The following is a 23,310-nucleotide window of genomic DNA, read 5'->3' as shown; positions in this document are numbered from 1 at the left end:
GAGGGGCCCCGTCAATGAACGGATGCCGAGGGGGGCATCATGCAACCGGAAGGTCGCGTTTCCATGTCTATGAAGTGGAAGATGTGGTGACGGTGACCCACCACTGATACGTCTGTGAAGGTCGAGGGGGACCGAAGCAGACGAAGGAACCGACAGACACGCGGTGACCTGCGTGTGGGGGGATGACTCATGACGTCGACGCCGACGGGCGCCCGGCCGAACTCCGACCCGTCACAGACCACTCAGCTCAGAGTGCCTACTCATCGGACCGGGGCGTTCCGGCGCATCAAGAAGACGCTGCCCAAATACGACTACGAGCACTACAGCCGGCTGGCCGGTCCCCTCACCCAGCCCGATCCGAACAAGCCGTACCGGGTGCAGTACCGCTCCCTGATCTCGCAGGAGCCGCACCGCATCCGCGTCGCCCTGATGCTCGCCGCCGCACCGCTGCTCTCGCTGGTGCTGCTGGCCTGGCTGCTCCAGCCCGAGCACTGGACCGAACGCGACTACGTCGAGTACGACTTCCTGCCGGCGCTCGACATCGTGATGCTCGTCTCGATCGGCCTGATCGAGTTCTTCCGCTGCATGAACGTGCTGTCCAACGCGCACGCCACCCTGGTCGCCCGCGACCCGATCCCAGTGGTGCCCGAGACCGGCACAAGAGTGGCGTTCCTGACCTCCTTCGTGCCCGGCAAGGAGCCGTTGGAGATGGTGACGAAGACCCTGGAGGCCGCGGTCAAGCTGCGCCACCGGGGCCTTCTGCATGTCTGGCTGCTCGACGAGGGCGACGACCCGGCCGTCAAGGAGGTCTGCGCCCGGCTCGGCGTGCACCACTTCTCCCGCAAGGGCATCGCGAAGTGGAACCAGCCCAAGGGCCCGCACCGCGCCAAGACCAAGCACGGCAACTACAACGCCTGGCTCGACGCCCACGGCGACGACTACGACTACTTCGCCTCCGTCGACACCGACCATGTGCCGCTCCCCAACTACCTGGAGCGCATGCTCGGCTTCTTCCGCGACCCGAACGTCGGCTTCGTCATCGGCCCGCAGGTCTACGGCAACTACGACAACTTCGTCACCAAGGCCGCCGAGTCGCAGCAGTTCCTCTTCCACGCCCTGATCCAGCGCGCGGGCAACAAGTACGGCGCCCCCATGTTCGTGGGCACCTCCAACGCCGTACGCATCAAGGCGCTGAAGCAGATCGGCGGCCTGTACGACTCGATCACCGAGGACATGGCCACCGGCTTCGAGATCCACCGCCACAAGAACCCGGCGACGGGCAAGAAGTGGCGCTCGGTCTACACCCCGGACGTGCTCGCGGTCGGCGAGGGCCCGAGCGCCTGGACGGACTTCTTCACCCAGCAGATGCGCTGGTCGCGAGGGACGTACGAGACGATCCTCAAGCAGTACTGGAAGGGCTGGTACTCGCTGCCGCCGAGCAAGCTCTTCAACTACACGATGATGATCATCTTCTACCCGATGTCCGCCCTGAACTGGATCCTGGCCGCGCTGAGCTGCGCCCTGTTCCTGGGCCTGGGTGCCTCGGGTGTGAACATCGACCCCACGATCTGGCTGATGCTCTACGGCAACGCCTCCGCGCTCCAGATCGGCCTCTACGTCTGGAACCGCCGCCACAACGTCTCGCCGCACGAGCCCGAGGGCTCCGGCGGTGTGGCCGGCATGGTCATGTCCGCGCTGTCGGCGCCGTTGTACGCCAAGGCGCTGATCGACTCGGTGCTGCGCCGCAAGAGCAAGTTCGTCGTGACCCCCAAGGGCGACTCGGCCAGCCCCGACCGCTGGTTCGGGACCTTCCGCTACCACTGGTACTTCATCCTGATCTTCGGCGCGTCGATCGCCGCCGGTTTCGTGTACGGGCACTCCCACCCCGCGATGGTCATCTGGGCGACGTTCGCCATGCTGATCACCGCGACGCCGGTCTTCGCGTGGCGTCACATGCTGCGGCAGGCGAAGAAGAAGCCGCCGGTCGCCGCCGAGCCGCAGGAGGCGGTCGCCCCGGTGGTGCCGCACCAGGCGCAGCCGCTCCCGGCGCAGGCCGGCGCGCACCACAGCCCGCAGCACAAGCCGAGTTGGGCCGCCTCGCAGGGCGGCGGCACCGACCAGACCATGCAGATCGCCCTGGGTGGACTTGGGGGACGTAAGGAATGAAAGACCAGGCCGGCCGCCGCCGTGTCCGTCGACTCGCGATAGGCACGGCGGTGGTGCTCGCGCTGGCCGGGATGAACGGGCCGTGGCTCTACCGCTTCGGGACCGAGAAATACCACCAGTACCAGATCAACCGACCCGAGTACAAAGCGGACAACGGTCACTGGGAGATCGTCGACTTCCCCGAGGAATACCGGCAGAACACCATTCACGCGGCGCTGCTGCGCACCGGAAAGGTGCTGCTCGTCGCGGGCTCGGGCAACAACCAGGACAACTTCGACGCGAAGAAGTTCGACACCCGGATCTGGGACCCGGTCAAGGGCACCATCAAGAAGGTGCCGACCCCGAGCGACCTGTTCTGCACGGGCCACACGCAGTTGGCGAACGGCAATCTGCTGATCGCGGGCGGTACGAAGCGGTACGAGAAGCTCAAGGGCGATGTCACCAAGGCCGGCGGCCTGATGATCGTCCACAACGAGAACCCGGACGAGCCGATCACGCTGCCCGCGGGCACCAAGTTCACCGGCAAGGAGAACGGCAAGACGTTCGTCTCCAAGGACCCGGTGCTGGTGCCGCGCGCGAAGAAGGTCTTCGACAAGGCGACCGGCGAGTTCCTGCGCAACGACCCCGGCCTCGGCCGGATCTACGTCGAGGCGCAGCAGAGCGGCTCCAAGTACGAGACCGGCACCGAGGACAACTACCGGGTGCAGGGCCTGTCAGGTGCCGACGCGCGCAACACGTACGGCATCGCGCAGAAGCTCGCCCTCGACAAGAAGGACTTCCAGGGCATCCGGGACGCCTACGAGTTCGACCCGGTCGCCGAGAAGTACATCAAGGTCGACCCGATGAAGGAGGCCCGCTGGTACCCGACGCTCACCACCCTGAGCGACGGGAAGATCCTCAGCGTCTCCGGGCTCGACGACATCGGTCAGCTGGTGCCGGGCAAGAACGAGCTCTACGACCCCGAGACCAAGAAGTGGACGTACACGGAGAAGATCCGGCAGTTCCCGACCTATCCGGCGCTGTTCCTGATGCAGAACGGCAAGGTCTTCTACTCGGGGTCGAACGCGGGCTACGGGCCTGACGACGTGGGCCGTGACCCGGGCATCTGGGACGTGGACAGCAACAAGTTCACCAAGCTGCCGGGGCTGAGCGACGCCGACAAGCTGGAGACGTCCGGGACCGTGCTGCTGCCTCCGGCGCAGGACGAGAAGTACATGGTGATCGGCGGTGGCGGCGTCGGTGAGTCCAAGCTGTCCAGCGAGAAGACCCGGATCATCGATCTGAAGGCGGACGACCCGAAGTTCGTGGACGGGCCGTCGATGGACAAGGGCACGCGGTATCCGCAGGCGTCCGTGCTGCCGGACGACACCGTGCTGGTGTCGGGCGGGTCCGAGGACTATCGCGGGCGCGGCGACTCCAACATTCTTGAGGCGCGGATCTACCACCCGGACAGCAACTCCCTCGACCAGGTCGCCGATCCGCTGGTCGGGCGGAACTACCACTCCGGGTCGATTCTGCTGCCCGACGGCCGGGTCATGTTCTTCGGGTCGGACTCGCTTTACAGCGACAAGGCAAACACCAAGCCGGGGAAGTTCGAGCAGCGGATCGAGATCTACACGCCGCCGTATCTCTACCAGGGGTCCCGGCCGTCGCTGTCCGGGGGCGAGCAGTCCATCGAGCGCGGCGAGTCGGGGACGTACACCTCGCAGCACGCCGCGTCCATCAAGAAGGTGCGGCTGATCCGTCCCAGCGCGGCCACGCATGTGACGGACGTGGACCAGCGGTCCGTCGCGCTGGACTTCAAGACGGAGGGGAACAAGGTCACGGTGACGGTGCCGAAGAACAAGAACCTTGTTCAGGCCGGGTGGTACATGCTGTTCGCCGTGGACGACCAGGGGGTGCCGTCGGAGGCACAGTGGGTTCAGGTCCCCTAGGACGGCTCCCCGCGCCCCTCCCGGGGCGCGGGGATGGTCACTGGGACGCCTTGGCGAGACCGAGCGCGTACTCGGCCCACCACTCCCCCGCCTTCGGACCCCCCTTGCACTCCCCGTCCGACTCCCCCGGGCGCTTGACCCAGACGTAGGCGTCGACGAGCGGGTCCGCGGTCTTCGTCGTCGGGGTCTCGCCCAGGGCGCGGCCCGGCGGGTTGCACCAGCGCTCGCCCGGGTCGCCCTCCTCGTAGGGGCCGTTGCCGTTGCGGCTGGTGTCTATGACGAAGGGCTTGTTGCCGACCTTGGCGGAGAGGTCCTTGCCGTACTTGACGGAGGACTCGGTGGTGTAGAAGTTCGAGACGTTGACCGAGAAGCCGTCGGCCTGGTCGATGCCCGCCCACTGGAGCGGCTCGAAGATCTGGTCGGGGTGGCCCCAGCCGGCGTTGCCCGCGTCGAGGTACACCTTGGTGTTCGGCAGCGACTTGAGCTTGGTGATGGCGCCCTTGAGGAGGTCGTAGCGCTCCTCGTGGAACTCGTCCGGGGTGCAGCCGTCCACCAGGTGCAGGACTGCGTCCGGTTCCAGGATGACCGTCGCCGAGCGGTCGCCGATGCCCTTGGCCACACCGTCGATCCAGGACCGGTAGGCGTTGCCGTCGGCGGCGCCGCCCTGTGAGTACTGGCCGCAGTCGCGGTGCGGGATGTTGTAGAGGACCAGCAGGGCCGTGCGGCCCGCCTTGTCGGCGGCCTCGGTGAAGCCGCGGGCCTCGTCCTCCGGGTTCTCGGGGCCGATCCACTCGCCGGTCGGCTGCTCGGCGATCTTGCGGATCTGTTCGGCGTTCGCGTCCTTGCCGGCCTTCTCGTAGTCGGCGACCTGCTGGGCCGCGTTTCCTCCCGGGTTGACCCAGAACGGGTCGACCTCCTTGGGCTGTTGGGTGATGGCGGCGCCGGCGTCATCCGGCTCGTCGCCGCCGTCGTCCGAGGAGGAGCATCCCGCGATCAGCAGTGCCGCCCCCAGCACCACCGCGGTCGCCCCCCTGCGGGCCCCCCTGCTGCCGTACATCCAACTCCCCCTTGGGTGCACTGTTCCAAGGCTCAATCCTGACATACGTGCCGTGGGGCACACGAGATCGGCCGTGCCTTGTCGGAGACCTGTTACACCTCCGGGGGCGGGGGTAGGTGCGCCGGTGCGGGAGCGGCTGCTGACGAAGGCGAGGGCGGGGGCCATGCACCACACCATGAGGGAGATCCGGCTGGCAGAGGCTCTGCTGGAGGCCTCGGACACACTCACCGACGGCTTCGACGCCGACGACTACTTACGGCAGGTGTCGGACCGCTGCGTGGAGCTGCTCGCCGCGCGGGCGGTCGGGATCATGCTGATCGAGCAGGGCCGCACGGTGTCGCTGGCCGGCAGCAGCGGCCAGGCCGAGCTCGCGCTCGACCTGCTCCAGGCGCAGGCCGACGGCGGGCCCTGCCTGGACAGCTACGGCACCGGGAAGGTGGTCGAGCCGGTCTCCATCCGGGTCGCCCATGCGCGTTCGCGCTGGCCGGCCTTCACCGAGCGGGCGCTGCGCTACGACATCGCGGCTACCTTCGCGGTGCCGCTGCGCCGCCGGGAGCGGCTGCTCGGCGCGCTCAACGTGTTCGCGCCGACGCTGCCCGACGACTCCGCGGGCGGCAGCGCGGGGGAGCTGCGGCTGGCGCAGGCGCTGGCCGACGCGGCGGCCGTCGGGCTGCAGAACCACCGCACGTACACGCAGTACCGCACCCTGGCGGGCCAGTTGCAGGCGGCGCTGTCCAGCAGGGTGCGCATCGAGCAGGCCAAGGGGATGCTCGCCGAGCGCTGGCAGACCGGGGCCGATCAGGCGTTCATGGTGCTGCGGCAGTACGCGCGGCGGCGTCGGCTGCCGCTGGACCAGGTGGCCCGCTCGGTCATCGACCGGTCCGCGGACGACGCCGAGCTGCGGCAGGGCGGCGGCGCCTCCGGTCCGCAGCGGTAGAACGGCTTACCACCTGTGCGGATGACGCAGCGCAACCAACCTGGGACTTGACGTCAATTGACCTCTAGGCCGGGGACCGCATCCGTTCTAGAGTCTTCTCAGACGGCCCCAGCCCCCGGCCTGTCACCACCTCCCACAGTGGCTTTCCAAGGCCTCCCGCGCCGGTCGCCGGGTTACTCCCGCAGCCCGTGCGTGCGCGGTTGAGGACCAGCCCGGTCGGCGGTTTCGGGGGGAGCGGGCCGTCGACCGGGCACGGTGACCTCACAGACCCGTCCCGGTCAGATACGCCGACACCACCACGTTCGCCGTGTAGCTGCGGCTCGCCCGGTCGAAGGTGCCGCCGCAGGTGATCAGCCGCAGTTCGGCGCGGCCGGGTTCGCGGGCGCCGTAGGCCTGCGCGGGGTCGAAGCGGTCGCGGGCGACGACCTGGACGTCGTCGACGGTGAACTCGGCGACCGTGCCGTCGTCGCGGATCACCCGGACCGGCTGGCCGGGTTTGAGCGCGCTGAGCTTGTAGAAGACGGCGGGCCGGGTCTCGGTGTCGACGTGCCCCACCATCAGGGCGGGGCCGGCCGCGCCGGGTGCGGGGCCGGCCGCGCCGGGTGCGGTGCCGGCCGCGTACCAGCCCACGATGCCGGGCTGGTCGAAGGGCGGCGGGTCGACCGCGCCCTGCCCGTCCAGGCCGCGGGCCACCACGGGCGCCTGCACGCCGAGGCCGGGGATGTCGATGCGCTGCGGCCGGGCCCGGTCCAACGGGCGGGCCGCGGGCGGCAGTTCGACCTGGGGCGGGCGGCCCACCGCCGCCATGTCGCCGGTGGTCGGCGCGGATGTCCCGTGCCGTACGTCGGTGACCTCCCGACCCCACAGCCACAGCCCGAGCAGCAGCACCGCCCAGGCCGTGCCGGTCAGCAGCCGGCCGTTCACCGGGTCAGTCCGTCCCGCGGCTCCGGCGGGCGCTTCTGAGCGCCACGGCCGTTGCCGCGACCCCGGCGAGGACCAGGCCGGTCACCGCGTGTGCCGTGCCGGGTCCGGTGGTGCGGGCGTCGGTGGCGGCGAGGCGGGCCGCGGTGCCGCCGCCGCCCGCGCTGACGGGGGCGACGGGCGAGGCGGGCGCGGAGGGCCTGTCCGCGACGGTGAGCGTGGCCTTGTGCGCGGCGCTGCCGCAGGTGACCTTCACCTCGTAGCCGCCGGCCTTGAGCGAGGAGCGCACCCGGCTCTCGCCGACCAGGGCGCCTTCGGCGCCGGTGAGGGTGAGCGTCACGTCGGCGACGAAGGCCGCCGAGACGGCGGTGGCCGTCCGTTCGGTGCAGCCCGTGACCCGCAGTGCGATGTCGGAGCCGGGGGCGGGGGAGGCGGGGCTCACCGAGATGCCGCCTCCGTCCGCCGCGTGTGCCGCCGGGGGGAGCAGGGCCGCGACCAGCGCGGCGCCCGCACAGAGAGTGACCTTCAGTGAGCCCATCGTGAACCTCCAGATACCTTGGAGGCTCCTCCTGCGGGCCGGGCCCCGCATCCTCAGCGGGGCCCGACTGCTCCGTACGGGTCGTATTGCGGCGTCGCGGGGTTTCAGATCCGGTCGACGAGGTCGGCGATGGAGTCCACGATCTTGGACGGCCGGTAGGGGAAGTTCTCCACCTGCTCGGGCGCGGTCAGGCCGGTGAGCACCAGGAAGGTCTGCATTCCGGCCTCGATGCCGGCCAGGACGTCGGTGTCCATCCGGTCGCCGATCATGGCGCTGGTCTCGGAGTGGGCGCCGATGGTGTTCAGGCCGGTGCGCATCATCAGCGGGTTGGGCTTGCCCGCGAAGTACGGCTTCTTGCCGGTCGCCTTGGTGATGAGGGCGGCGACAGCGCCGGTCGCGGGGAGCGGGCCCTCGGTGGACGGGCCGGTCTCGTCGGGGTTGGTGCAGATGAACCGGGCGCCGTCGTTGATGAGCCGGACGGCCTTGGTCATGGCCTCGAAGGAATAGGTGCGGGTCTCGCCGAGGACGACGTAGTCGGGCTCGTGGTCGGTGAGGACGTACCCGATGTCGTGCAGCGCGGTGGTCAGACCGGCCTCGCCGATGACGTACGCCGTGCCGCCGGGCCGCTGGTCGTCCAGGAACTGGGCGGTGGCCAGGGCCGAGGTCCAGATGGACTCCACCGGCACGTCCAGGCCCATGCGCCGCAGCCGGGCGTGCAGGTCGCGCGGGGTGTAGATGGAGTTGTTGGTGAGGACCAGGAACGGCTTGCCGGACTCGCGCAGCCTCTTCAGGAAGGCGTCGGCGCCGGGGATCGGCACGCCCTCGTGAATGAGCACTCCGTCCATGTCGGTGAGCCATGACTCGATGGGCTTGCGGTCTGCCATGTGCTGGTGACTCCTGCGTGCGTACGGGCTTGAGCGGGGGCGCCGGAACCACGGCGTACCGACGCCCCCAGCGTAATCAGGAAGTCGTCACATTGACCCCGTCGATCACCCAGTACCAGTTGTTGGACCCGGTGTAGCGGAAGCGGAAGCTCACGGTGGAGGCGCCGGCGGGGACGGGTACGGAGAGGGACTGCGGCTGGGAGATGACGTCGGAGGTGTAGCTCTTGACGAGGATCGGGGTGCCGCCGTTGAAGGAGGCGAGGATCTGGGCGGTCTGGGCGCCTTCCTGACGGTAGAGGGTGACGAAGTCCAGCCGGACCGTGCTCTTGCCGGTGACGTCGTGGGCGGGCGTCACCAGGGTGGTGTCGTAACTGCCGGAGAACGTCTTGTCCGACCACTCGTCGGAGTCGGCGACGGCGAAGACCCCGCGGGCGCGGACGTTGAGTTCACGGGACTGGTCGCGCTGGGTGCGGGACCAGAACTCGTCGGTGGCGAAGGACCAGCCGCGCCACTCGGTCACCCCGCCGGTCCCCATGGCGCTGTTGATGACCGACCAGCCGCTGGGCGGGGTGTGCGTGTAGCCGAGGACGGTCGACGGGATGCCCGTCTCGTCGGTGCGGGTGGACAGGGTGAGCGCGTCGAAGGGATCGGTGGAGCGCTCCTGGATCGGCTTGCCGTCCAGCCCCCAGGCGGGATCGACGGTGATCCCGAGCTGCTTGAGGACAGTGGGTACGACATCCACGAGCCGGGTGTCGACGGGGCGGGCACCGGCGGCGATACCGGGGCCGGTGGCGAGGACGAAGGTACGCCGCTCCTCGATCGCGGACCCTCCGTGGCCGCCCGCGTCGAGGTGGCCGTGGTCGGTGGTGACGATGACGGTCCAGCGCTCGGTGGAGTAGCCGGGCCGGGCCTTGATCGCGGCGCGGAGTCTGCCGACGAACGCGTCCTGTACGGCGATCTGGTCGAGGTAAGCCTGGCTGCCCGCGCCGGAGTTGTGGCCGACGATGTCCGACTGGCCGAAGTAGACGAAGACGACGTCCGGGTTCTGGTCGCGCAGGACGGCCTCGGCCTCGCCGGCGATGGTGGCGTCGTGGCCGGTGTATCCGTCGGCGTCGCCGTCGAGGACCAGCTTGGCGTCGGCGCCGGGGGTGACGGTGCCCTGGGTGTCGAGGGGCTTCCAGTCGACGGCGGCGTACGTGGACAGCTCCGGCCTGACCTGCGCGAGGCGGGCGAGGAAGCCGGGGTACTGGCCGTACTTCTTGCCGGTGAAGGTGTTGTCCTTGACTCCGTGCTTGTCGGGCCAGACGCCGGTGGAGATGGTCGACCAGCCGGGTCCTGAGGAGGTGGCGGCCATGGGGTTGGCGTACAGCAGGGAGGTGCCGAAGGTCCCCTCGCTCATCATGGCCTTCAGGTGCGGGGCGTTGGCGGCGGCGATCCGGTCGTGGCGCAGACCGTCCATGCCGATGACGAGGACCTTGTCCTTGCTGGTGCCGCCCGGCAGCGTCGGCACGGCGTGCGCCGCGGACGTGCCGAGCGCGAGGGCTGCGGCTCCGGCCCCGGTGGCGGCGAGCACGGTACGGCGGGTGGGTTGAGACGTCACGTGTTCCTCCGGGAGGTGAAGGGTTGGGTCGCTGGGGTGCCGCGAGCCAGGTCAGCTGCCTGTCGCCGACTTCCAGTTGTCCACGTGCTCCGTCAGGTTCTTCTCGATGGCGTCCCAGTCCGGCTCGAAGATCTCGACGCCGTCCATGAGCTTGGTGAGGGCGATCGCGTCGGCGTCGAACGCCTTCACGTCCTCGCGGGCCGCGAATCCGCCCCCGATCTCGCTGACCTGCTGCTGCGCGGTGCGGCTGAGCATGTAGTCGAGAAGCTTCCTGCCGTTCTCCGAATGCGGGGCGTCCGTCACCAGACCGGCCGCGTACGGCAGCGCGAACGTCGTCGGCTCGCCGCCCTCCTTCGCCGGGAACCAGATCCCGAGGTTCGGCATGTCCTTGGACTGGGCGTAGTTCATCTGCACATCGCCGTTGGCGACGAGGAGTTCGCCCTTGTCGACCTTGGGCGCGAGCTTGCCGGTGGAGGCGGAGGGGCCGACGTTGTTGGACTGGAGCTCGCCGAGATACTCCAGGGCGGCCTCCTCGCCGCCGAAGTCGTGCATCGCCTTGATGAGGACGGCCGTGCCGTCACCGGCGACACCCGGGGTCGAGTACTGGAGCTTGTTCTTGTACTTGGCGTCCAGCAGCTCCTCCCAGGTGGTGGGCGCCTCGGCCAGCTCCTTCTTGTTGTAGATGAACCCGAAGTAGTTGTTGACGACAGAGGTCCACGTCCCGTCGGCGGACTTGTCGGCCCCGCTCACCTGGTCGGCGCCGGCGGGGACGTACTTCTGGAGGAGTCCCTTGCCGTCGGCCTGCTGGATGAACGGCGGCAGCGTGACCAGCACGTCGGCCTGGGCGTTGCTCTTCTCGCGGACGGCGCGCTGCACCATCTCGCCGGAGCCGCCCTCCACGTACTCGACCTTAATGCCGGTCTCCTTCTCGAAGTCGGCGAAGACCTGGTCGTACCAGCCGTCGCCGTTCTCGCCCTTGAGACCGTCGGCGCTGTAGACGGTGACGACCTTCTCGTCGGAGGCGGCGGAGTCGCCGCCGCAGGCGGACAGTGCGGGGGTGGCGACCAGGGCGAGGGCTACGGCGAGCGTGCGGCGGTTTCTGGGCATGGCGAGGTGAACTCCTTGCTCGGCAGGGGTGGTTGATCAGCGGTAGGAGGCTTTGGTGCGTACGCGGGAGACGACGAGCAGGACCAGCAGGGTCGCCGTCATGAGGACCACGGCGAGGGCGGAGCCGGTGAAGAGGGCGCCGCGGTCGGTGGCCGCGTAGATCAGGACCGGAAGCGGGGTCCAGTCGGGCGGATAGAGCATCATCGTGGCGCTCAACTCGCCCATGGACAGGGCGAAGCAGAGGCCGGCCGCGGCGGACAGGGAGGGCAGCAGCAGAGGCAGTTTCACCCGCCACAGCACGTAGGAGGGGCGTGCCCCGAGCGAGGCGGCGGCCTGCTCGTAGGCGGGGTCGAGCCGGGTCAGCGCGGCCGACACCGACTGGTGGGCGAAGGCGGTGACCAGCACGGTGTGCGCGACGATCACGATCCACCGGGTGCCGTTGAGCAGCATCGGCGGCTGGGAGAAGGCGACCAGCACCGCGAGCCCGACGACCACGGAGGGCACCGCGAGCGGCAGCACGAACAGGGCGTCGAGCAGTCGCCGCCCGCGCCGGCCGAGGGCGGCCGCGGCGAGCGCGGCCCAGGTGCCGGCGGCGAGGGCGAGCAGGCTCGCGGCGGCGGCCGTGACCAGGCTGGTGGTGAGCGCCTGGAGGGCCTCGCCGCGGGTGGCGGCCGCGTAGTGCTCGGTGGTGAAGTCCGACGGCAGCACGCTCGACCAGTGGGTGGCGAAGGAGGCGCCCACCACCACCAGCAGGGGCAGCGCGAACAGCGGCAGGAAGAGCAGGAGGAACAGGGCCCATACGGCCCACCTGGCCCCGCGGCTATGCACCAGCACGACGGCTCACCACCCGGTACAGGCCGTACAGGCCCACGGAGATCAGGACGTTGACGACGGCGACCACACAGGCGCCCGGGTAGTCGGACTCCAGGATCGCCTTGCTGTAGACGAGCGTGGGCAGTGTGGTGACGCCCTTGGCGCCGGTGAACAGCACGATGCCGAACTCGTTGAGGCAGAGCACCAGGACGAGGCTGCCGCCGGCCGCGAGCGCGGGCAGCGCCTCGGGCAGGATGATCCGCCGGACGATCCTTGGCGCCCGCGCGCCGAGCGAACCGGCCGCCTCCAGCTGCGCGGTGTCGAGCTGGGCGAAGGCGGCGAGCAGCGGGCGCATCACGAACGGTGTGAAGTACGTGATCTCGGCGAGGAGCACGCCCCAGGGCGTGGTGAGGAACCGGAAGGGTCCCTCGGCGGTCCCGGTGACGTCCGTCCACAGCCCGTTGGCCATGCCGACCGTGCCGTAGACGAACAGCAGGGCGAGGGTGATCAGGAAGGACGGGAAGGACAGGAAGACGTCCACGAAGCGTGCGACCGCGCGGGCCCCGGGGAACGGGACGAAGGCGATGACCAGCGCCAGCAGGAAGCCGAGGACCAGACAGCCGGCGGTGGCGGCGACGGCCAGCCACACGGTCGTCCACAGGGCCTCACGGAAGGCCTCGGAGGCGAAGACGTCGGCGTACGGCGTGAGGGAGGTGCCGCCGGTGTCGGGCTTGAGGGACTGCTCGACGACGAGGGCGAGGGGGTAGAGGAAGAAGAGGGCGAGGAGGGCGACGGGCGGGACAGCCCACAGCAGTCGCCTAGTCATGAGTGACTCCGGCGGTCAGCAGTACGGCGTCCTCCGGGGAGAAGTGCAGGCTCACCGTGTCGCCGAGGGCGGGCGGGTCCTTCAGTTCCCGCAGGTCGGTCATGATGCGGTGGCCGTCGACCTCGACGTACAGGCGGTGGGTGGCGCCACGCCACTGGATCTCCCGTACGGTCCCGGAGAGCCGGTTGGGCCCGTCGCCTACGCCGATGAGGTGCGGCCGTACGCAGAGCGTGGCCCGCGCGCCCTTCGCGGCGCCCGTCGTGTCCACCTTCAGCTCGGCGCCGGCGAAGGCCACCCCGCCCGAACTCACGGTCACCGGGAGCAGGTTGGCGTTGCCGACGAAGGACGCCGTGAACTCGTTGGCCGGGGACCGGTACAGCTCCCTCGGCGTCCCGCAGGCCTGCAACCGGGCGCTGTCCATCACGGCGATCCGGTCGGCCAGGGTGAGCGCCTCGACCTGGTCGTGGGTGACGTAAAGGATCGACACGTCGGGCAACTCGCGGTGCAGCCGGGCGAGTTCGGCGAGCATGCCGGAGCGGAGCCGGGCGTCGAGGGCGGACAGGGGTTCGTCCAGCAGCAGCACGGCAGGCCGGATGGCGAGCGCCCGCGCGATGGCGACGCGCTGCTGCTGGCCGCCGGACAGCTCGCGCGGGTGGCGGCGGGCGTAGGCCGCCATGCCGGTCATCTCCAGCGCCTCGGCGACCCGGCCGCGGATCTCGGCGCGGGCGACCTTGCGGGCCTTCAGTCCGAAGGCGACGTTCTCCTCGACCCGCATGTGCGGGAACAGCGCGTACTGCTGGACGACCATCCCGATGCCCCGCCGGTGCGGCGGCAGGCCGGTGACGTCCCGGTCGCCGAGGAACACCCGCCCGGAGGCGGGCCGTACGAACCCGGCGACCGCCCGCAGCGCGGTGGTCTTGCCGGATCCGGACGGCCCGAGCAGCGCCATCACCTCGCCGGGGGCGACGGTGAGGTCGAGGGCGTCGAGGACGACGTTCCCGTCGTAGGCGACGGTCACGGAGTCGAAGCGGATGCCGCTGCTCACGCCAGCGCTCCCGGCAACTCCGCGACGCTGCCGAGCACTTGGCCGGCACCGGCCGCCCGCAGCGCCTCCGCGTCGTGCGCGCCGGTCAGGACGCCCGCGACGACGCCCGCGCCCGCGCGAACCCCGCTGAGCATGTCGTAGGACGTGTCGCCGACGACCGCGATCTGCCGGACGCTGTCCGCCGCGGCGGTGCGCAGGAAGGCGGCGAGGACCATGTCCGGGTACGGCCGTCCGCGGCCCCCGGCGTCGGCCGGGCACAGCGTCAGCGGGACGAGGTCCTGCCAGCCGAGCGCGGCCAGGATGGCGTCCTGAGTGGGGCGGGCGAAGCCGGTGGTCAACACGACCGTACGGCCTTGTGACCTGAGCTCCTCGACGGCCTCGCGCGCGCCGGGGACCGCCGCGACGCGGCCGCCGTCGACGAGTGCGGCGTACGCCTCCTCGAAGGCCTTGTTGGCCTGCTGGGCCCTCGCCTCCTCCCCGAACAGGTGCCGGAAGACGGAGATCTTGGACTCGCCCATGGTGGCGCGGACGTGGTCCAGCATCGCGTCCGGGTCCGCGCCCAACCTCCGGGCCGCCGCCGCGAACGCCTGCTCGACGAGACCGCCGTCGGCGACGGTGGTGCCGGCCATGTCGAGGACGACGAGTCGGATGTCGGTGGTCTTGTCGGTGGTCTTGTCAGTGCTCATGTGGGTGCCCATGGGGGTGCTCACCAGCCCAGTTCGTTCGCGGTCGTCTCGGCTATCGCGGGCGAGCAGGTCATGCCGCGCCCGCCGGGCCCGGTGACCAGCCACACTCCGTCGCGCACCCGCTGCCGGTGCACGACCCGGCCCGGGTCGGTGCACTGCGCGTACACCCCCGCCCAGCGGCGGCGGACCTTCGGCAGCGGGCGGCCGAGGAGGGATTCGACGACCCCGGTGAGGTGGTCGTAGGGGTCTTCGAGGGTGTCGAAGGCGAAGGGGTGCTCGTACTCGTGGGTGTCGCCGATGGTCAGTCCGCCGTCGGCGCGCTGGACCATGAGCAGCTGCATCGCGTGCCGGGCGGCCGTGTCGGGCTGCGGCTGACCGGAGTTGAGGGCGTCCAGGGCCTTCGAGGCGTACGCCGGGTAGTAGCGGAAGCTGTCGGCGTCGGCGACCGAGGTGGTGAGCGGCTCGCCCAGCGGGTCGGTCTGCATCATCTGGAGGCGGACGCGGCGTACGGGCAGTTCGGGGCCGGCCAGTTCGCGGACGAGCCCGCCGAGCCAGGCGCCGGTGCACAGCAGGACGACATCCCCGGTGTGCACATCGCCGTGGTCGTCGCGGACGGCACCCTCACCGACGACCTCGCGGACCTCACGGCCGGGGAGGAAGGTGTAGCGCGGGGACTTCAGCAGCTCCTCACGCAGGGCGAGTTGAGCCGTGCGGGGCTCCACGGCCGCGTCCCGCTCGCAGTACAGGGCGGCGGTGAACTCGCCACGCAGGGCGGGGTTCAGGGCGCGCGCCTCGGCCGGCGTGAGCAGCTTGTGGCCACGGGCGGCGGCGTCCTCGCGGGCCACGGCGGCCTCGGCGACGGCAAGTTCGAGGTCGCCGCGTACGGGGGTGAGGGAGCCGTTGGCCCGGAAGCCGAGCTTCGGCACCCGGGCGCCGATCCCCTCCCACAACTCCCTTGCCCGCAGGGCGGTTTCGAGCTCCTCGCCACCCGCGCGACCACTGACCCAGATCTGGCCGAAGTTGCGCAGCGAGGCGCCGCGAGCCTCCGTCTCGCGCTCGATCTGTACGACCTCATGGCCGCGTTCCACTGCATGCCAGGCGTGCATGGTGCCCACCACGCCGGCTCCGACGACTATCACTCTCACGGCGGCAACGCTCCTCGGACTCGGGGAACCGGAAAGGTCCGGCTGCCAACGAGAGCGTGAACGAGCCATCACGTTTGGGCTAGACCCGTTATCTTTTCGTGATGAGACGGGGCTCGCGAATCGGTCGACTTTCAGCCGCGCAGATGTGTGGTGAAGGAGAAGCGGTCCCCCCGGTACAACGTCCGCACCCGCTCCAGCGGCCGCCCGGCCGTGTCCCGCGAGACGCGGTGCAGGAGCAGCATCGGCAGGGCCGGCGGGGTGCCGATGAGCAGGGCCTCGCGCGGGGTGGCGAGCACGGTCTCGATGCGCTCGTCGGCGTCGCCGAAGGCCATGCCCTGGGAGTGGAGATAGGCGTAGAAGGAGGAGTCCGGGTCGAAGTCGCTGTCCAGGCGCGGCACGCGGGCCACGGCCACGTAGGTGCTCTCCAGGCCGACCCGCTCGTCGTCCGCGAGCAGTACGCGCTCCAGGTGCCACACGGGCTCGCCGCGGGTCAGCCCGGTCTCGGCGGCGAGGGCGTCCGGACAGGGGAAGCGGTCGAGGGTGACGAGGGTACGGCCCGGGGTGCGCCCCTGCCGCCGTACGCCCTCGGTGTAGCTGGCGAGGGAGAGGGGCTGTTCGAGCTTGGGCCCGGCAACGACCGTCCCGCGCCCTTGGCGCCGCAGCTTGCCCTCCAGCACCAGCTCGCGCAGCGCCTGCCGGACGGTCTCGCGGGCGACGTCGTACTCCTCGGCGAGGTCGCGCTCGGTCGGGATCGCGCTGCCCTCGGGGAGGTCCGCCACCAGGCGGTCGATGCGCGCCTTGACCGCGTAGTACTTCGGGATACGGCCGTGCTCCGGGATGCCGGAGCGAACGGGGGCGCCGGGGGCCTGGTCGTTCGGGTAGTCCACACGAGGATCGTTTCAGACGCTCCCGGCGGACTCAGCGCCGCCTCCGCGCGAGCAGCAAGGTGCCGGTGGTGGTGAGCAGCAGGGCGAGGGCGGTGACGAGGGCGGTGACGGGGGTGCCGGTGCGGGCGAGTTCGTCGGGGAGGGGGAAGGGCGGGGTGGTGGGGTCGGTGGTGGAATCGGTGGCGGTGTCGGGGTCCTCGTCGGCGTCGATGTCGAAGCGGTAGTCGTTGGACTGGCCGATCCAGTCGCCGTCGTCGTCGTGGCGCTGTACGACGGCCGCGTTGGCGGTGACCCGGTTGGGCACGGCGTCGGAGGTGACGGCGAGACGCAGCTTCACGGTGAGGGTCTCGCGGGGGCCGACGGTGAGGCCGTGCGCGAGGGCGCCTACGAGTTCGTCCGCGTCGGTGGTCTCGAAGCGGACGGGGTGGGGCTGCGGGGTGTCGCCCGCGTAGTACTCCAGGCGGGGTTGGGCGGGGCGCAGGGCGTGGCGCTCGTCGACGAGGACGACTACGGGGTGGACGTTGCGGCAGGTCTGGGTGGTGGTGTTGGTCAGGTCCAGGTACCAGGTGCCGTATCCGCCGCCTGCCTCGTAGGTTTTCGGGCCGCTGTGGAGGCGGGTGGTTAGGGGGAAGGTGGGGTTGGTGGGGTTGGTGGGGGTGGCGCAGGTGGCGGTCGGTGGGGCGGGGGCGGCGGCGTGCGTGGCCGGTGGCACGGCGGCCTGCGCGGCCGGCGGCGCTAAGAGAAGGGCGGCGGCTGCGGCGAGGGGGAGGGACACGGGCGTGGGCGGGCACAGTCGCATGAACACATGACCATGCCGGAGGGGGTGGGGGGTGGGGTGGAGCCGCTCCGGCGGGAGTCCGGTTTCCGCCCGATCGGACGCGGAGTTTTACGCCCCCGCCGCCCCTGGCTCCGCCCCCTGGACCCCCGATCGGCCTGAACGGCCTCGTCCTCAAAACGCCGGACGGGCTGGATGATGCGGACCGGCGCCGACAGGTGCCGACAAAGCCGCCCAACCTGCGGGCATGAGTGCCGCCTAGGGCGGCCCCGCTGCCAAAGAGAGGCGGCACCCCGTTAGCGCCGGGCTGCGCGACCCACCCCCACGCCGGCGCAAAGCTGCGGGTGCGTGGGGGCTGGTCGCGCAGTTCCCCGCGCCCCTTTCGGGGCGTCACCCCTCCCCCCGCCCGAACAACGGCGCCAGCAGCAACTGGGCCGCGCCCTCCGCCACCTCCCGCCCCCCGCCGGGAGCAATCCGCACCGGCACCGGCTCCTCACCGACGCGCCGGGCGCGTTGCTCAAGGACGGTCGCCGTACCCCGTACGAAGCACTCCGGTCGGTCGGCCACCGTACGGCCGCCCAGCAGGACCACGTCGATGTCCAGCAGCGCGACGAGGTTCCCGGCACCGGTGCCCAGCACGCGCGCCGCCTCCTCGAAGTCCCCGCGCCCGACCGCGGCCAGGCACAGCGCCTCCACGCAGCCCCGGTTGCCGCACTCGCACAGCGGCCCGTCCAGCTGGACCACCTGATGTCCGAATTCCCCCGCCCCGGTCCGGGCCCCGCGTCGGACGACACCGCCGAGGACGAGCCCGCCACCCAGCCCCGCACCGAAGTGCAGATACGCGAAGGACTCCCCCGCGTCCCCGGCCACGGCCAGTCCGAGCGCCGCCGCGTTGGTGTCCTTGTCGACCACGACCGGCACCCCGAGCCCAAGGGCCTCCTCCAGTGCCTCCCGCAGCGGGAAGCCGTCCCACTCGGGGAAGCCGGTGACCCGGTGCAGGACGCCCCGGGTGTGGTCGAGCGGGCCCGGCAGTCCGACGCCCACTCCGAGAAGGGTCCCGACGGCGCACTGCGCCACCAGCGCCGTCACCTCCCGTACGACACCGTCGACGACGGCCGCCTGCCCCGCCCCCAGGTCCAGCTCAGCGTCGCGCTCCGCGACAACCGCGCCCGTCAGATCGACCAGCACAGCCCGCAGCGCGTCCCGGTCCAGATGCACGCCCACCGCATGCCCGGCCTCCGGCACCAGCCGCAGCGCGGTCCGCGGCTTGCCGCCCGTCGAGGCCCGCCGCCCCGCCTCCGCCGCCAGCCCCTCCGCCCGCAACCGCGCGGTGATCTTGCTGACGGCCTGCGGGGTCAGCCCGATCCGCTCGGCCACCTCCAGCCGGCTGATCCCGTCCGGCCCGGCCGCCCGCAGCAGGTCAAGGACCAGCGCGGTGTTGTGGCTGCGCAACGCCGGCAGGTTCACGCCCTGGGTCACGCCCTTCGTACTGCTCACGCCCTTCGTACTGCTCACGCCTTTCGTGCTGCTCACGCCCCCCATTCTCCCCGCCGCTTGCACTTTGGCAACAGCGTTGCGAAAGTAGAGCTCATGACTGGTACCTCCCTCCGTGTGGGCCTGATCGGCTACGGCCTCGCGGGCTCCGTCTTCCACGCCCCGCTGATCGCCGCCACCGAGGGCCTCGCCCTGGACACGGTGGTCACCTCCAACCCGGAGCGGCAGGAGCAGGCCCGCGCCGGGTTCCCGGACGTGCGCGTCGCCGCGGCCCCCGACGAGCTCTTCGAGCGGGCGGGCGACGACCTCGACCTGATCGTCATCGCGTCCCCCAACAAGACCCACGTCCCGCTCGCCACCACCGCCCTCAAGGCCGGCCTCCCGGTCGTCGTCGACAAGCCGGTCGCGGGCACGGCCGCCGAGGCGCGCGAACTGGCGGCGCTGGCCGACGAACGCGGCCTGCTCCTCTCCGTCTTCCAGAACCGCCGCTGGGACAACGACTTCCTGACGCTCCGCAAGCTGATGGCGGACGGCGAGCTCGGCGACGTCTACCGCTTCGAGTCCCGCTTCGAGCGCTGGCGCCCGCAACTCAAGGGCGGCTGGCGGGAGTCCGGCGACCCCGCAGAGATCGGAGGTCTGCTCTACGACCTCGGCAGCCACGTCGTCGACCAGGCCCTCGTCCTCTTCGGCCCGGCCGCCTCCGTCTACGCCGAGTCGAACGTCCGCCGCCCCGGCGCCGAGACCGACGACGACACTTTCATCGCCATCACGCACACCGGCGGCGTCCGCTCCCACCTCTACGTCTCCGCCACGACCGCCCAGCTCGGCCCCCGCTTCCGCGTGCTCGGCTCCCGGGCGGGCTACGTCAAGTACGGCCTCGACCCGCAGGAGGCCGCCCTGCGCGAGGGCCTGCTTCCCGGCGCCGACTGGGGCACGGAACCCGAGTCGCTGTGGGGCCGCGTCGGCTCCGGCGAGTCCCCGCTGACCGGCGGCGGGCGCCCAGAACCGACCCTTCCGGGCGATTACCCCGCGTACTATGCGGCCGTGGCCAGGGCCATTACCGACGGCGGCGCCAATCCGGTGACCGCCCTGGAGGCGGCCGCCGCCCTCGACGTACTGGAGGCGGCCCGCCGTTCGGCCCGCGACGGAGTGGTGGTGACGCTGTGACGCACAACAACGGGATCAGCCCGAAGTTCACCCCGGAGATCACCCCGACCATCGAGGAGCTGGAGGCCCAGGAACGCCGCCTGGTCTTCCGCCGGTTCACCCACGACGACGCGTGGTCGCTGGGCTTCCTCCTGGTCCAGCTGGCCCGGGAGCGCCAGGCGCCCGTCGCCATCGACATCCACCGCGCCGGCCAGCAGCTCTTCCACGCCGCCCTGCCCGGCTCGACCCCCGACAACGACGCCTGGATCGCCCGCAAGCGCCGCGTCGTCGAACGCTACGGCGCCTCGTCGTACCTGGTCGGCGCCCGCTTCCGGGCCAAGGGCACGACGTTCGAGGAGTCGTCCCGGCTGGACGTCGACACATACGCCGCGCATGGTGGTTCGTTCCCGATCGCCGTCGAGGACGTGGGCGTGATCGGCTCGGTGACGGTGAGCGGTCTGCCGCAGCTGGAGGACCACCGGTTCGTGGTGGAGGCGCTGGAGGAGTTCCTGGGCAAGTCCCAGGAGCTGTAGGGCCTACAGCAGTCACAGCAGTCCCAGGTCGCGGGCGCGGACCGCGGCCTGGGTACGGTCCCGCAGGGCGAGGCGGCTGAGGATGCGCGAGACGTGGTTCTTGACCGTGCCCTCGCTCAGGAAGAGCCGTGCCGCGATCTCCCGGTTGGTGTGGCCGTGCGCCACGAGCCGCAGGATGTCGATCTCCCGCGGGCTCAGCGCGACCGCGGGTCCGGGCGGCGCCGCGCGCACACCGGGGTCGGGCAGAGCGGCGGTAAGACGGCGGGCCACGGAGGAGTCGAGCTGGGTGACACCGGCATGCGCCAGGCGGACCGCCTGCGCGAGCTCCTCGGCGGGCAGATCCTTGAGCAGATAGCCACTCGCACCGGCGCGCAACGCCTGAACGACGTACTCCTCGTCATCGAAGGTCGTCAGCATCACGACCCTGCACTCGGGCGCCCTGCCGCGCAGCACGGCGACGGCCTCGACACCGTCCACCTCCGGCATCCGCACGTCCATCAGCACGACGTCCGGCCGCAGCTCGACCGCCTTCGCGACGGCATCCCGCCCGTCCACGGCCGTCCCCACGACAGCGATCCCGGCCCGCACGGACAGCAACGACGCGATGCCGTCCCGAATAAGCCGCTGATCATCCACAACGAGCACGCGCACGTCGGGTTCCACCCCGGTCTCCCCACCACTCACGATGCGCCACCATTGCAGCCGCCCAACCTGCGGGCATGAGTGCCGCCTAGGGCGGCCCCGCTGCCAAAGAGAGGCGGCACCCCGATAGCGCCGGGATGCGCGACCCACCCCCGGCCAGTGCAACCGGCAGTACCCGCAAGCACCGGGCAAGCACACCCACCCCTCACACCCCCACCCCTCCCCGAGGCACAGTCACGACCACCCGAGTCCCGGCGCCCCGCCCACTGTCGACGTCCACTCGCCCGGCGACCAGCTGCACCCGTTCCCGCATCCCCGCCAGCCCAAAGCCCCCCGCCACCTCCTGCGGAGCAAACCCGCAACCGTCGTCCGCCACGACAAGCCGAGCCCCGTCCTCCGCCAGCCGAAGCGTCACCGTCACCCGAGACGCCCCCGCATGCCGGCGCGCGTTCGTGACACCCTCCTGCGCGGCCCGGTGGAGGGCGGTGAGTTCCGCCGTACCGTAGCCCGACTCGTCCCCGCTCACCTCGACGACGATCCGCGGCCCGGCCGCTCCGTCCCCCCGGGCCAGCCCGGCGAGTTCGTCGGCCAGCACAGGCCGCCGCGCCGCCTCGTCGCGCAACGCCCGCACGGACCGCCGTACGTCCCCGAGCGCGAGCGACACCGACCGCCGGGCCTCGCCCAGCGCACGCTGAGCCGCATCGGGGTCGAGGGCGCGGAACTCGGCCGCCATCTCCAACTGCACGGACATCGCGGTGAGATGGTGGCCGAGGCTGTCGTGGATGTCCCGGGCCACCCGGTTCCGCTCGGCCGCCGCGGACAGCTCCGCGACCCGGGCCGCGTACTTCTCCGCCTCCCGCCGGGCCCGCTGTTCGCCGACGGCAACGGCCGCCATCGCGACCGCCAGCACCAGACCGACGAAGAGCATCAGCAGGTCGGAGACACGCTCCACGTCCCGGTACCAGCCGGGCGCGGTCAGTACGTACCCGACGAGCGCCCCGGCCAGACACAGTCCGCCGAGCGCCAGCGCGACGCCACGGCCGTAGGCGAAGTAGGCGGTGAACGGCAGGAGGACGAACAGGACTTGGGCCAGCCCCGAGGCGTCGAGGAGGACGACCGCGCCGATCAGCGCGCCGCGCGAAAGGAGGACCGGCAGCCGCCCACCCCGTACCGAATCGACGGCGAACAGCGCCCCGAGGGCGACGACGAATCCGGTCGTCCGCCACACAGCGGGGCCGTCCCCCGGACCGGCCGCCACAAGGCCGGCGACCAGCACGGCGCCGTACAGCAGCGGCGCAACCCACCGCACCGGCACGTACTCCCCCATGCCCGCACCCCCTCCACCCCCGCCAGGCTAGCCCCGCGCCGGTGGCCCCGCCGGTGCCCGGCCCCGGAATGTGGCCGACCGGCACATGCCGAACGGCCGTACCCCGTCCGGCAGATGGTGCCGCCCGGCAGCCGAAGTCGCCGCTCTTCACCTCCCCGCGGGAACCGGCCGACGCCTACGTTTCCCGCGTCGATTGCCGTCCGAGCAAACGGAGGTGGACAGCATGTCCTCGCTCTCCCCGCGCACCGCCGCACTCTGCGGAACCCTGTCCGGCCTGCTGATCGCCCTGCCGGGCCTGATCGAGGCGTTCACCGGAGAGACCGCCGCGACCAGTTTCCTGCTCGCCCTCTCCCCCGCACTCGCCCTCCCCCTGCTCACCGCGCTGCACCTGCGGCAGGCCCCGGCCACGGGCCGCTTCGGGGAGACGGCCTACACCGTCAACCTGATCGGCCTCGGCCTGTTCGGCGGGGCCGCCTTCGCCGGGAACCTCGTCCTGTTCTACTTCGACGAGAAGGTCATCGAGGACACCCTCACCGGCCCCACCGTCCCGGCCCTGATCGGTTCGGCGGCCGTCTTCGCCGTGGGCTGCGCCCTGTTCGGCGCGGCCCTGCTGCGGGCGCGGGTGTTCCCGAGGGTGCCGTCGTGGGGGTACGCGGTCGTCGTCCCGCTGTTCGCCTTCGTCACCGCCCTGCCGGACTCGCTGCTCGGCAGCGCCCTGCACGTGACGGTGGGCGTCATCCTGATCTGGCTGGCCGCGGCGCTGCTGCGGTCGCGCCCCGAAGGGGCGCGGGGAACTGCGCGACCGGCCACGACGGCGCCGCAGCCGATCAACCGCCTGTGACGGCTC

22 protein-coding genes are annotated in these 23,310 nt (G+C 71.2%); 6 read left to right on the top strand and 16 right to left on the bottom strand.

The annotated features are described in order from the left end of the window. Positions 1-189: 189 nt before the first annotated feature. Positions 190-2,166 carry a glycosyltransferase family 2 protein gene (locus tag AB0Q90_RS32460; RefSeq protein WP_363163640.1) on the top strand — a complete coding sequence of 659 codons (1,977 nt, stop codon included), beginning with the start codon at positions 190-192 and terminating at the stop codon, positions 2,164-2,166. Beyond that, entirely contained in the window at positions 2,163-4,100 is a 1,938-nt protein-coding gene (locus AB0Q90_RS32455) for a kelch motif-containing protein (protein ID WP_363163641.1), read from the top strand. The genes AB0Q90_RS32460 and AB0Q90_RS32455 overlap by 4 nt, the downstream gene beginning before the upstream one ends. 37 nt (positions 4,101-4,137) lie before the next feature. Here AB0Q90_RS32455 and AB0Q90_RS32450 read toward each other — a convergent pair whose 3' ends face one another. Next, positions 4,138-5,157: a glycoside hydrolase family 6 protein gene (locus AB0Q90_RS32450; protein ID WP_363163642.1), complete on the bottom strand. Its 1,020-nt coding sequence runs from the start codon at positions 5,155-5,157 to the stop codon at positions 4,138-4,140. A 163-nt stretch (positions 5,158-5,320) separates the two neighbouring features. Here AB0Q90_RS32450 and AB0Q90_RS32445 point away from each other — a divergent pair, with 163 nt between their 5' ends. After that, positions 5,321-6,094: a GAF and ANTAR domain-containing protein gene (locus tag AB0Q90_RS32445; RefSeq protein WP_363163643.1), complete on the top strand. Its 774-nt coding sequence runs from the start codon at positions 5,321-5,323 to the stop codon at positions 6,092-6,094. Between the two features lie 261 nt (positions 6,095-6,355). Here the strand turns inward: AB0Q90_RS32445 and AB0Q90_RS32440 are convergent, their stop codons facing one another. The 13 genes from AB0Q90_RS32440 to AB0Q90_RS32380 all read right to left on the bottom strand — a co-directional run bounded on the left by AB0Q90_RS32440 (position 6,356) and on the right by AB0Q90_RS32380 (position 18,863). Further along, positions 6,356-7,018: a class F sortase gene (locus AB0Q90_RS32440; protein ID WP_363163644.1), complete on the bottom strand. Its 663-nt coding sequence runs from the start codon at positions 7,016-7,018 to the stop codon at positions 6,356-6,358. Positions 7,019-7,022: 4 nt separating this feature from the next. Beyond that, positions 7,023-7,553 carry a hypothetical protein gene (locus AB0Q90_RS32435; protein ID WP_363163645.1) on the bottom strand — a complete coding sequence of 177 codons (531 nt, stop codon included), beginning with the start codon at positions 7,551-7,553 and terminating at the stop codon, positions 7,023-7,025. Between the two features lie 104 nt (positions 7,554-7,657). Next, entirely contained in the window at positions 7,658-8,437 is a 780-nt protein-coding gene (locus tag AB0Q90_RS32430; RefSeq protein WP_363163646.1) for an HAD-IIA family hydrolase, read from the bottom strand. A 76-nt stretch (positions 8,438-8,513) separates the two neighbouring features. Further along, on the bottom strand, positions 8,514-10,037 hold the full coding sequence (locus AB0Q90_RS32425) for an alkaline phosphatase family protein (RefSeq protein WP_363163647.1): 1,524 nt from the start codon (positions 10,035-10,037) through the stop codon (positions 8,514-8,516). A gap of 51 nt (positions 10,038-10,088) precedes the next feature. Continuing rightward, entirely contained in the window at positions 10,089-11,144 is a 1,056-nt protein-coding gene (locus AB0Q90_RS32420; RefSeq protein ID WP_363163648.1) for a 2-aminoethylphosphonate ABC transporter substrate-binding protein, read from the bottom strand. A gap of 36 nt (positions 11,145-11,180) precedes the next feature. After that, positions 11,181-11,978, bottom strand: a complete 798-nt coding sequence (locus AB0Q90_RS32415; protein ID WP_363163649.1) for an ABC transporter permease subunit — start codon at positions 11,976-11,978, stop codon at positions 11,181-11,183. After that, on the bottom strand, positions 11,965-12,783 hold the full coding sequence (locus tag AB0Q90_RS32410; RefSeq protein WP_363163650.1) for a 2-aminoethylphosphonate ABC transporter permease subunit: 819 nt from the start codon (positions 12,781-12,783) through the stop codon (positions 11,965-11,967). Before AB0Q90_RS32410 ends, AB0Q90_RS32415 begins: the two co-directional genes overlap by 14 nt. Continuing rightward, positions 12,776-13,828, bottom strand: coding sequence for an ABC transporter ATP-binding protein (locus tag AB0Q90_RS32405; protein ID WP_363163651.1), 1,053 nt, complete (start codon positions 13,826-13,828; stop codon positions 12,776-12,778). The genes AB0Q90_RS32410 and AB0Q90_RS32405 overlap by 8 nt, the downstream gene beginning before the upstream one ends. After that, positions 13,825-14,514 carry a phosphonatase-like hydrolase gene (locus AB0Q90_RS32400; RefSeq protein WP_363163652.1) on the bottom strand — a complete coding sequence of 230 codons (690 nt, stop codon included), beginning with the start codon at positions 14,512-14,514 and terminating at the stop codon, positions 13,825-13,827. Before AB0Q90_RS32400 ends, AB0Q90_RS32405 begins: the two co-directional genes overlap by 4 nt. A gap of 20 nt (positions 14,515-14,534) precedes the next feature. Continuing rightward, positions 14,535-15,659 (bottom strand): TIGR03364 family FAD-dependent oxidoreductase, encoded by a 1,125-nt coding sequence (locus tag AB0Q90_RS32395; protein WP_363163653.1) that lies wholly within the window; start codon positions 15,657-15,659, stop codon positions 14,535-14,537. A gap of 131 nt (positions 15,660-15,790) precedes the next feature. Then, positions 15,791-16,546: a GntR family transcriptional regulator gene (locus AB0Q90_RS32390; RefSeq protein WP_363163654.1), complete on the bottom strand. Its 756-nt coding sequence runs from the start codon at positions 16,544-16,546 to the stop codon at positions 15,791-15,793. A 31-nt stretch (positions 16,547-16,577) separates the two neighbouring features. After that, positions 16,578-17,351 carry a hypothetical protein gene (locus tag AB0Q90_RS32385; RefSeq protein WP_363163655.1) on the bottom strand — a complete coding sequence of 258 codons (774 nt, stop codon included), beginning with the start codon at positions 17,349-17,351 and terminating at the stop codon, positions 16,578-16,580. A 360-nt stretch (positions 17,352-17,711) separates the two neighbouring features. Continuing rightward, complete coding sequence (locus tag AB0Q90_RS32380) at positions 17,712-18,863, bottom strand: ROK family transcriptional regulator (RefSeq protein ID WP_363163656.1); 1,152 nt, start codon at positions 18,861-18,863, stop codon at positions 17,712-17,714. 48 nt (positions 18,864-18,911) lie between these two features. Between AB0Q90_RS32380 and AB0Q90_RS32375 the strand changes: the two genes are divergently transcribed. Both AB0Q90_RS32375 and AB0Q90_RS32370 read left to right on the top strand, forming a co-directional pair. Further along, complete coding sequence (locus AB0Q90_RS32375) at positions 18,912-19,982, top strand: Gfo/Idh/MocA family oxidoreductase (protein WP_363163657.1); 1,071 nt, start codon at positions 18,912-18,914, stop codon at positions 19,980-19,982. Then, positions 19,979-20,494, top strand: a complete 516-nt coding sequence (locus tag AB0Q90_RS32370) for a heme-degrading domain-containing protein (protein ID WP_363163658.1) — start codon at positions 19,979-19,981, stop codon at positions 20,492-20,494. The genes AB0Q90_RS32375 and AB0Q90_RS32370 overlap by 4 nt, the downstream gene beginning before the upstream one ends. A gap of 12 nt (positions 20,495-20,506) precedes the next feature. On the opposite strand, the gene AB0Q90_RS32365 is transcribed toward AB0Q90_RS32370, so the two are convergent. Both AB0Q90_RS32365 and AB0Q90_RS32360 read right to left on the bottom strand, forming a co-directional pair. Then, on the bottom strand, positions 20,507-21,157 hold the full coding sequence (locus AB0Q90_RS32365) for a response regulator transcription factor (RefSeq protein ID WP_365733960.1): 651 nt from the start codon (positions 21,155-21,157) through the stop codon (positions 20,507-20,509). A gap of 184 nt (positions 21,158-21,341) precedes the next feature. Beyond that, positions 21,342-22,463, bottom strand: coding sequence for a sensor histidine kinase (locus tag AB0Q90_RS32360; protein WP_363163660.1), 1,122 nt, complete (start codon positions 22,461-22,463; stop codon positions 21,342-21,344). Positions 22,464-22,686: 223 nt separating this feature from the next. Between AB0Q90_RS32360 and AB0Q90_RS32355 the strand changes: the two genes are divergently transcribed. Beyond that, positions 22,687-23,304: a hypothetical protein gene (locus AB0Q90_RS32355; protein WP_363163661.1), complete on the top strand. Its 618-nt coding sequence runs from the start codon at positions 22,687-22,689 to the stop codon at positions 23,302-23,304. The last annotated feature ends 6 nt before the right edge of the window (positions 23,305-23,310 follow it).

Origin of the sequence: Streptomyces sp. NPDC079141, assembly GCF_040686775.1 — a bacterium.
Lineage (GTDB): Bacteria > Actinomycetota > Actinomycetes > Streptomycetales > Streptomycetaceae > Streptomyces.
Note: the sequence above shows the minus strand (reverse complement) of the source record. Positions and strands in the feature narration are given on the sequence as shown.

Coding starts and splice junctions, on each gene's coding strand:
- AB0Q90_RS32375 (WP_363163657.1), top strand. CDS start 18,912: ATGACTGGTACCTCCCTCCGTGTGGGCCTGATCGGCTACGGCCTCGCG.
- AB0Q90_RS32410 (WP_363163650.1), bottom strand. CDS start 12,783: ATGACTAGGCGACTGCTGTGGGCTGTCCCGCCCGTCGCCCTCCTCGCC.
- AB0Q90_RS32445 (WP_363163643.1), top strand. CDS start 5,321: ATGCACCACACCATGAGGGAGATCCGGCTGGCAGAGGCTCTGCTGGAG.
- AB0Q90_RS32355 (WP_363163661.1), top strand. CDS start 22,687: ATGTCCTCGCTCTCCCCGCGCACCGCCGCACTCTGCGGAACCCTGTCC.
- AB0Q90_RS32455 (WP_363163641.1), top strand. CDS start 2,163: ATGAAAGACCAGGCCGGCCGCCGCCGTGTCCGTCGACTCGCGATAGGC.
- AB0Q90_RS32430 (WP_363163646.1), bottom strand. CDS start 8,437: ATGGCAGACCGCAAGCCCATCGAGTCATGGCTCACCGACATGGACGGA.
- AB0Q90_RS32450 (WP_363163642.1), bottom strand. CDS start 5,157: ATGTACGGCAGCAGGGGGGCCCGCAGGGGGGCGACCGCGGTGGTGCTG.
- AB0Q90_RS32420 (WP_363163648.1), bottom strand. CDS start 11,144: ATGCCCAGAAACCGCCGCACGCTCGCCGTAGCCCTCGCCCTGGTCGCC.
- AB0Q90_RS32400 (WP_363163652.1), bottom strand. CDS start 14,514: ATGAGCACTGACAAGACCACCGACAAGACCACCGACATCCGACTCGTC.
- AB0Q90_RS32460 (WP_363163640.1), top strand. CDS start 190: ATGACGTCGACGCCGACGGGCGCCCGGCCGAACTCCGACCCGTCACAG.
- AB0Q90_RS32435 (WP_363163645.1), bottom strand. CDS start 7,553: ATGGGCTCACTGAAGGTCACTCTCTGTGCGGGCGCCGCGCTGGTCGCG.
- AB0Q90_RS32360 (WP_363163660.1), bottom strand. CDS start 22,463: ATGGGGGAGTACGTGCCGGTGCGGTGGGTTGCGCCGCTGCTGTACGGC.
- AB0Q90_RS32380 (WP_363163656.1), bottom strand. CDS start 18,863: ATGGGGGGCGTGAGCAGCACGAAAGGCGTGAGCAGTACGAAGGGCGTG.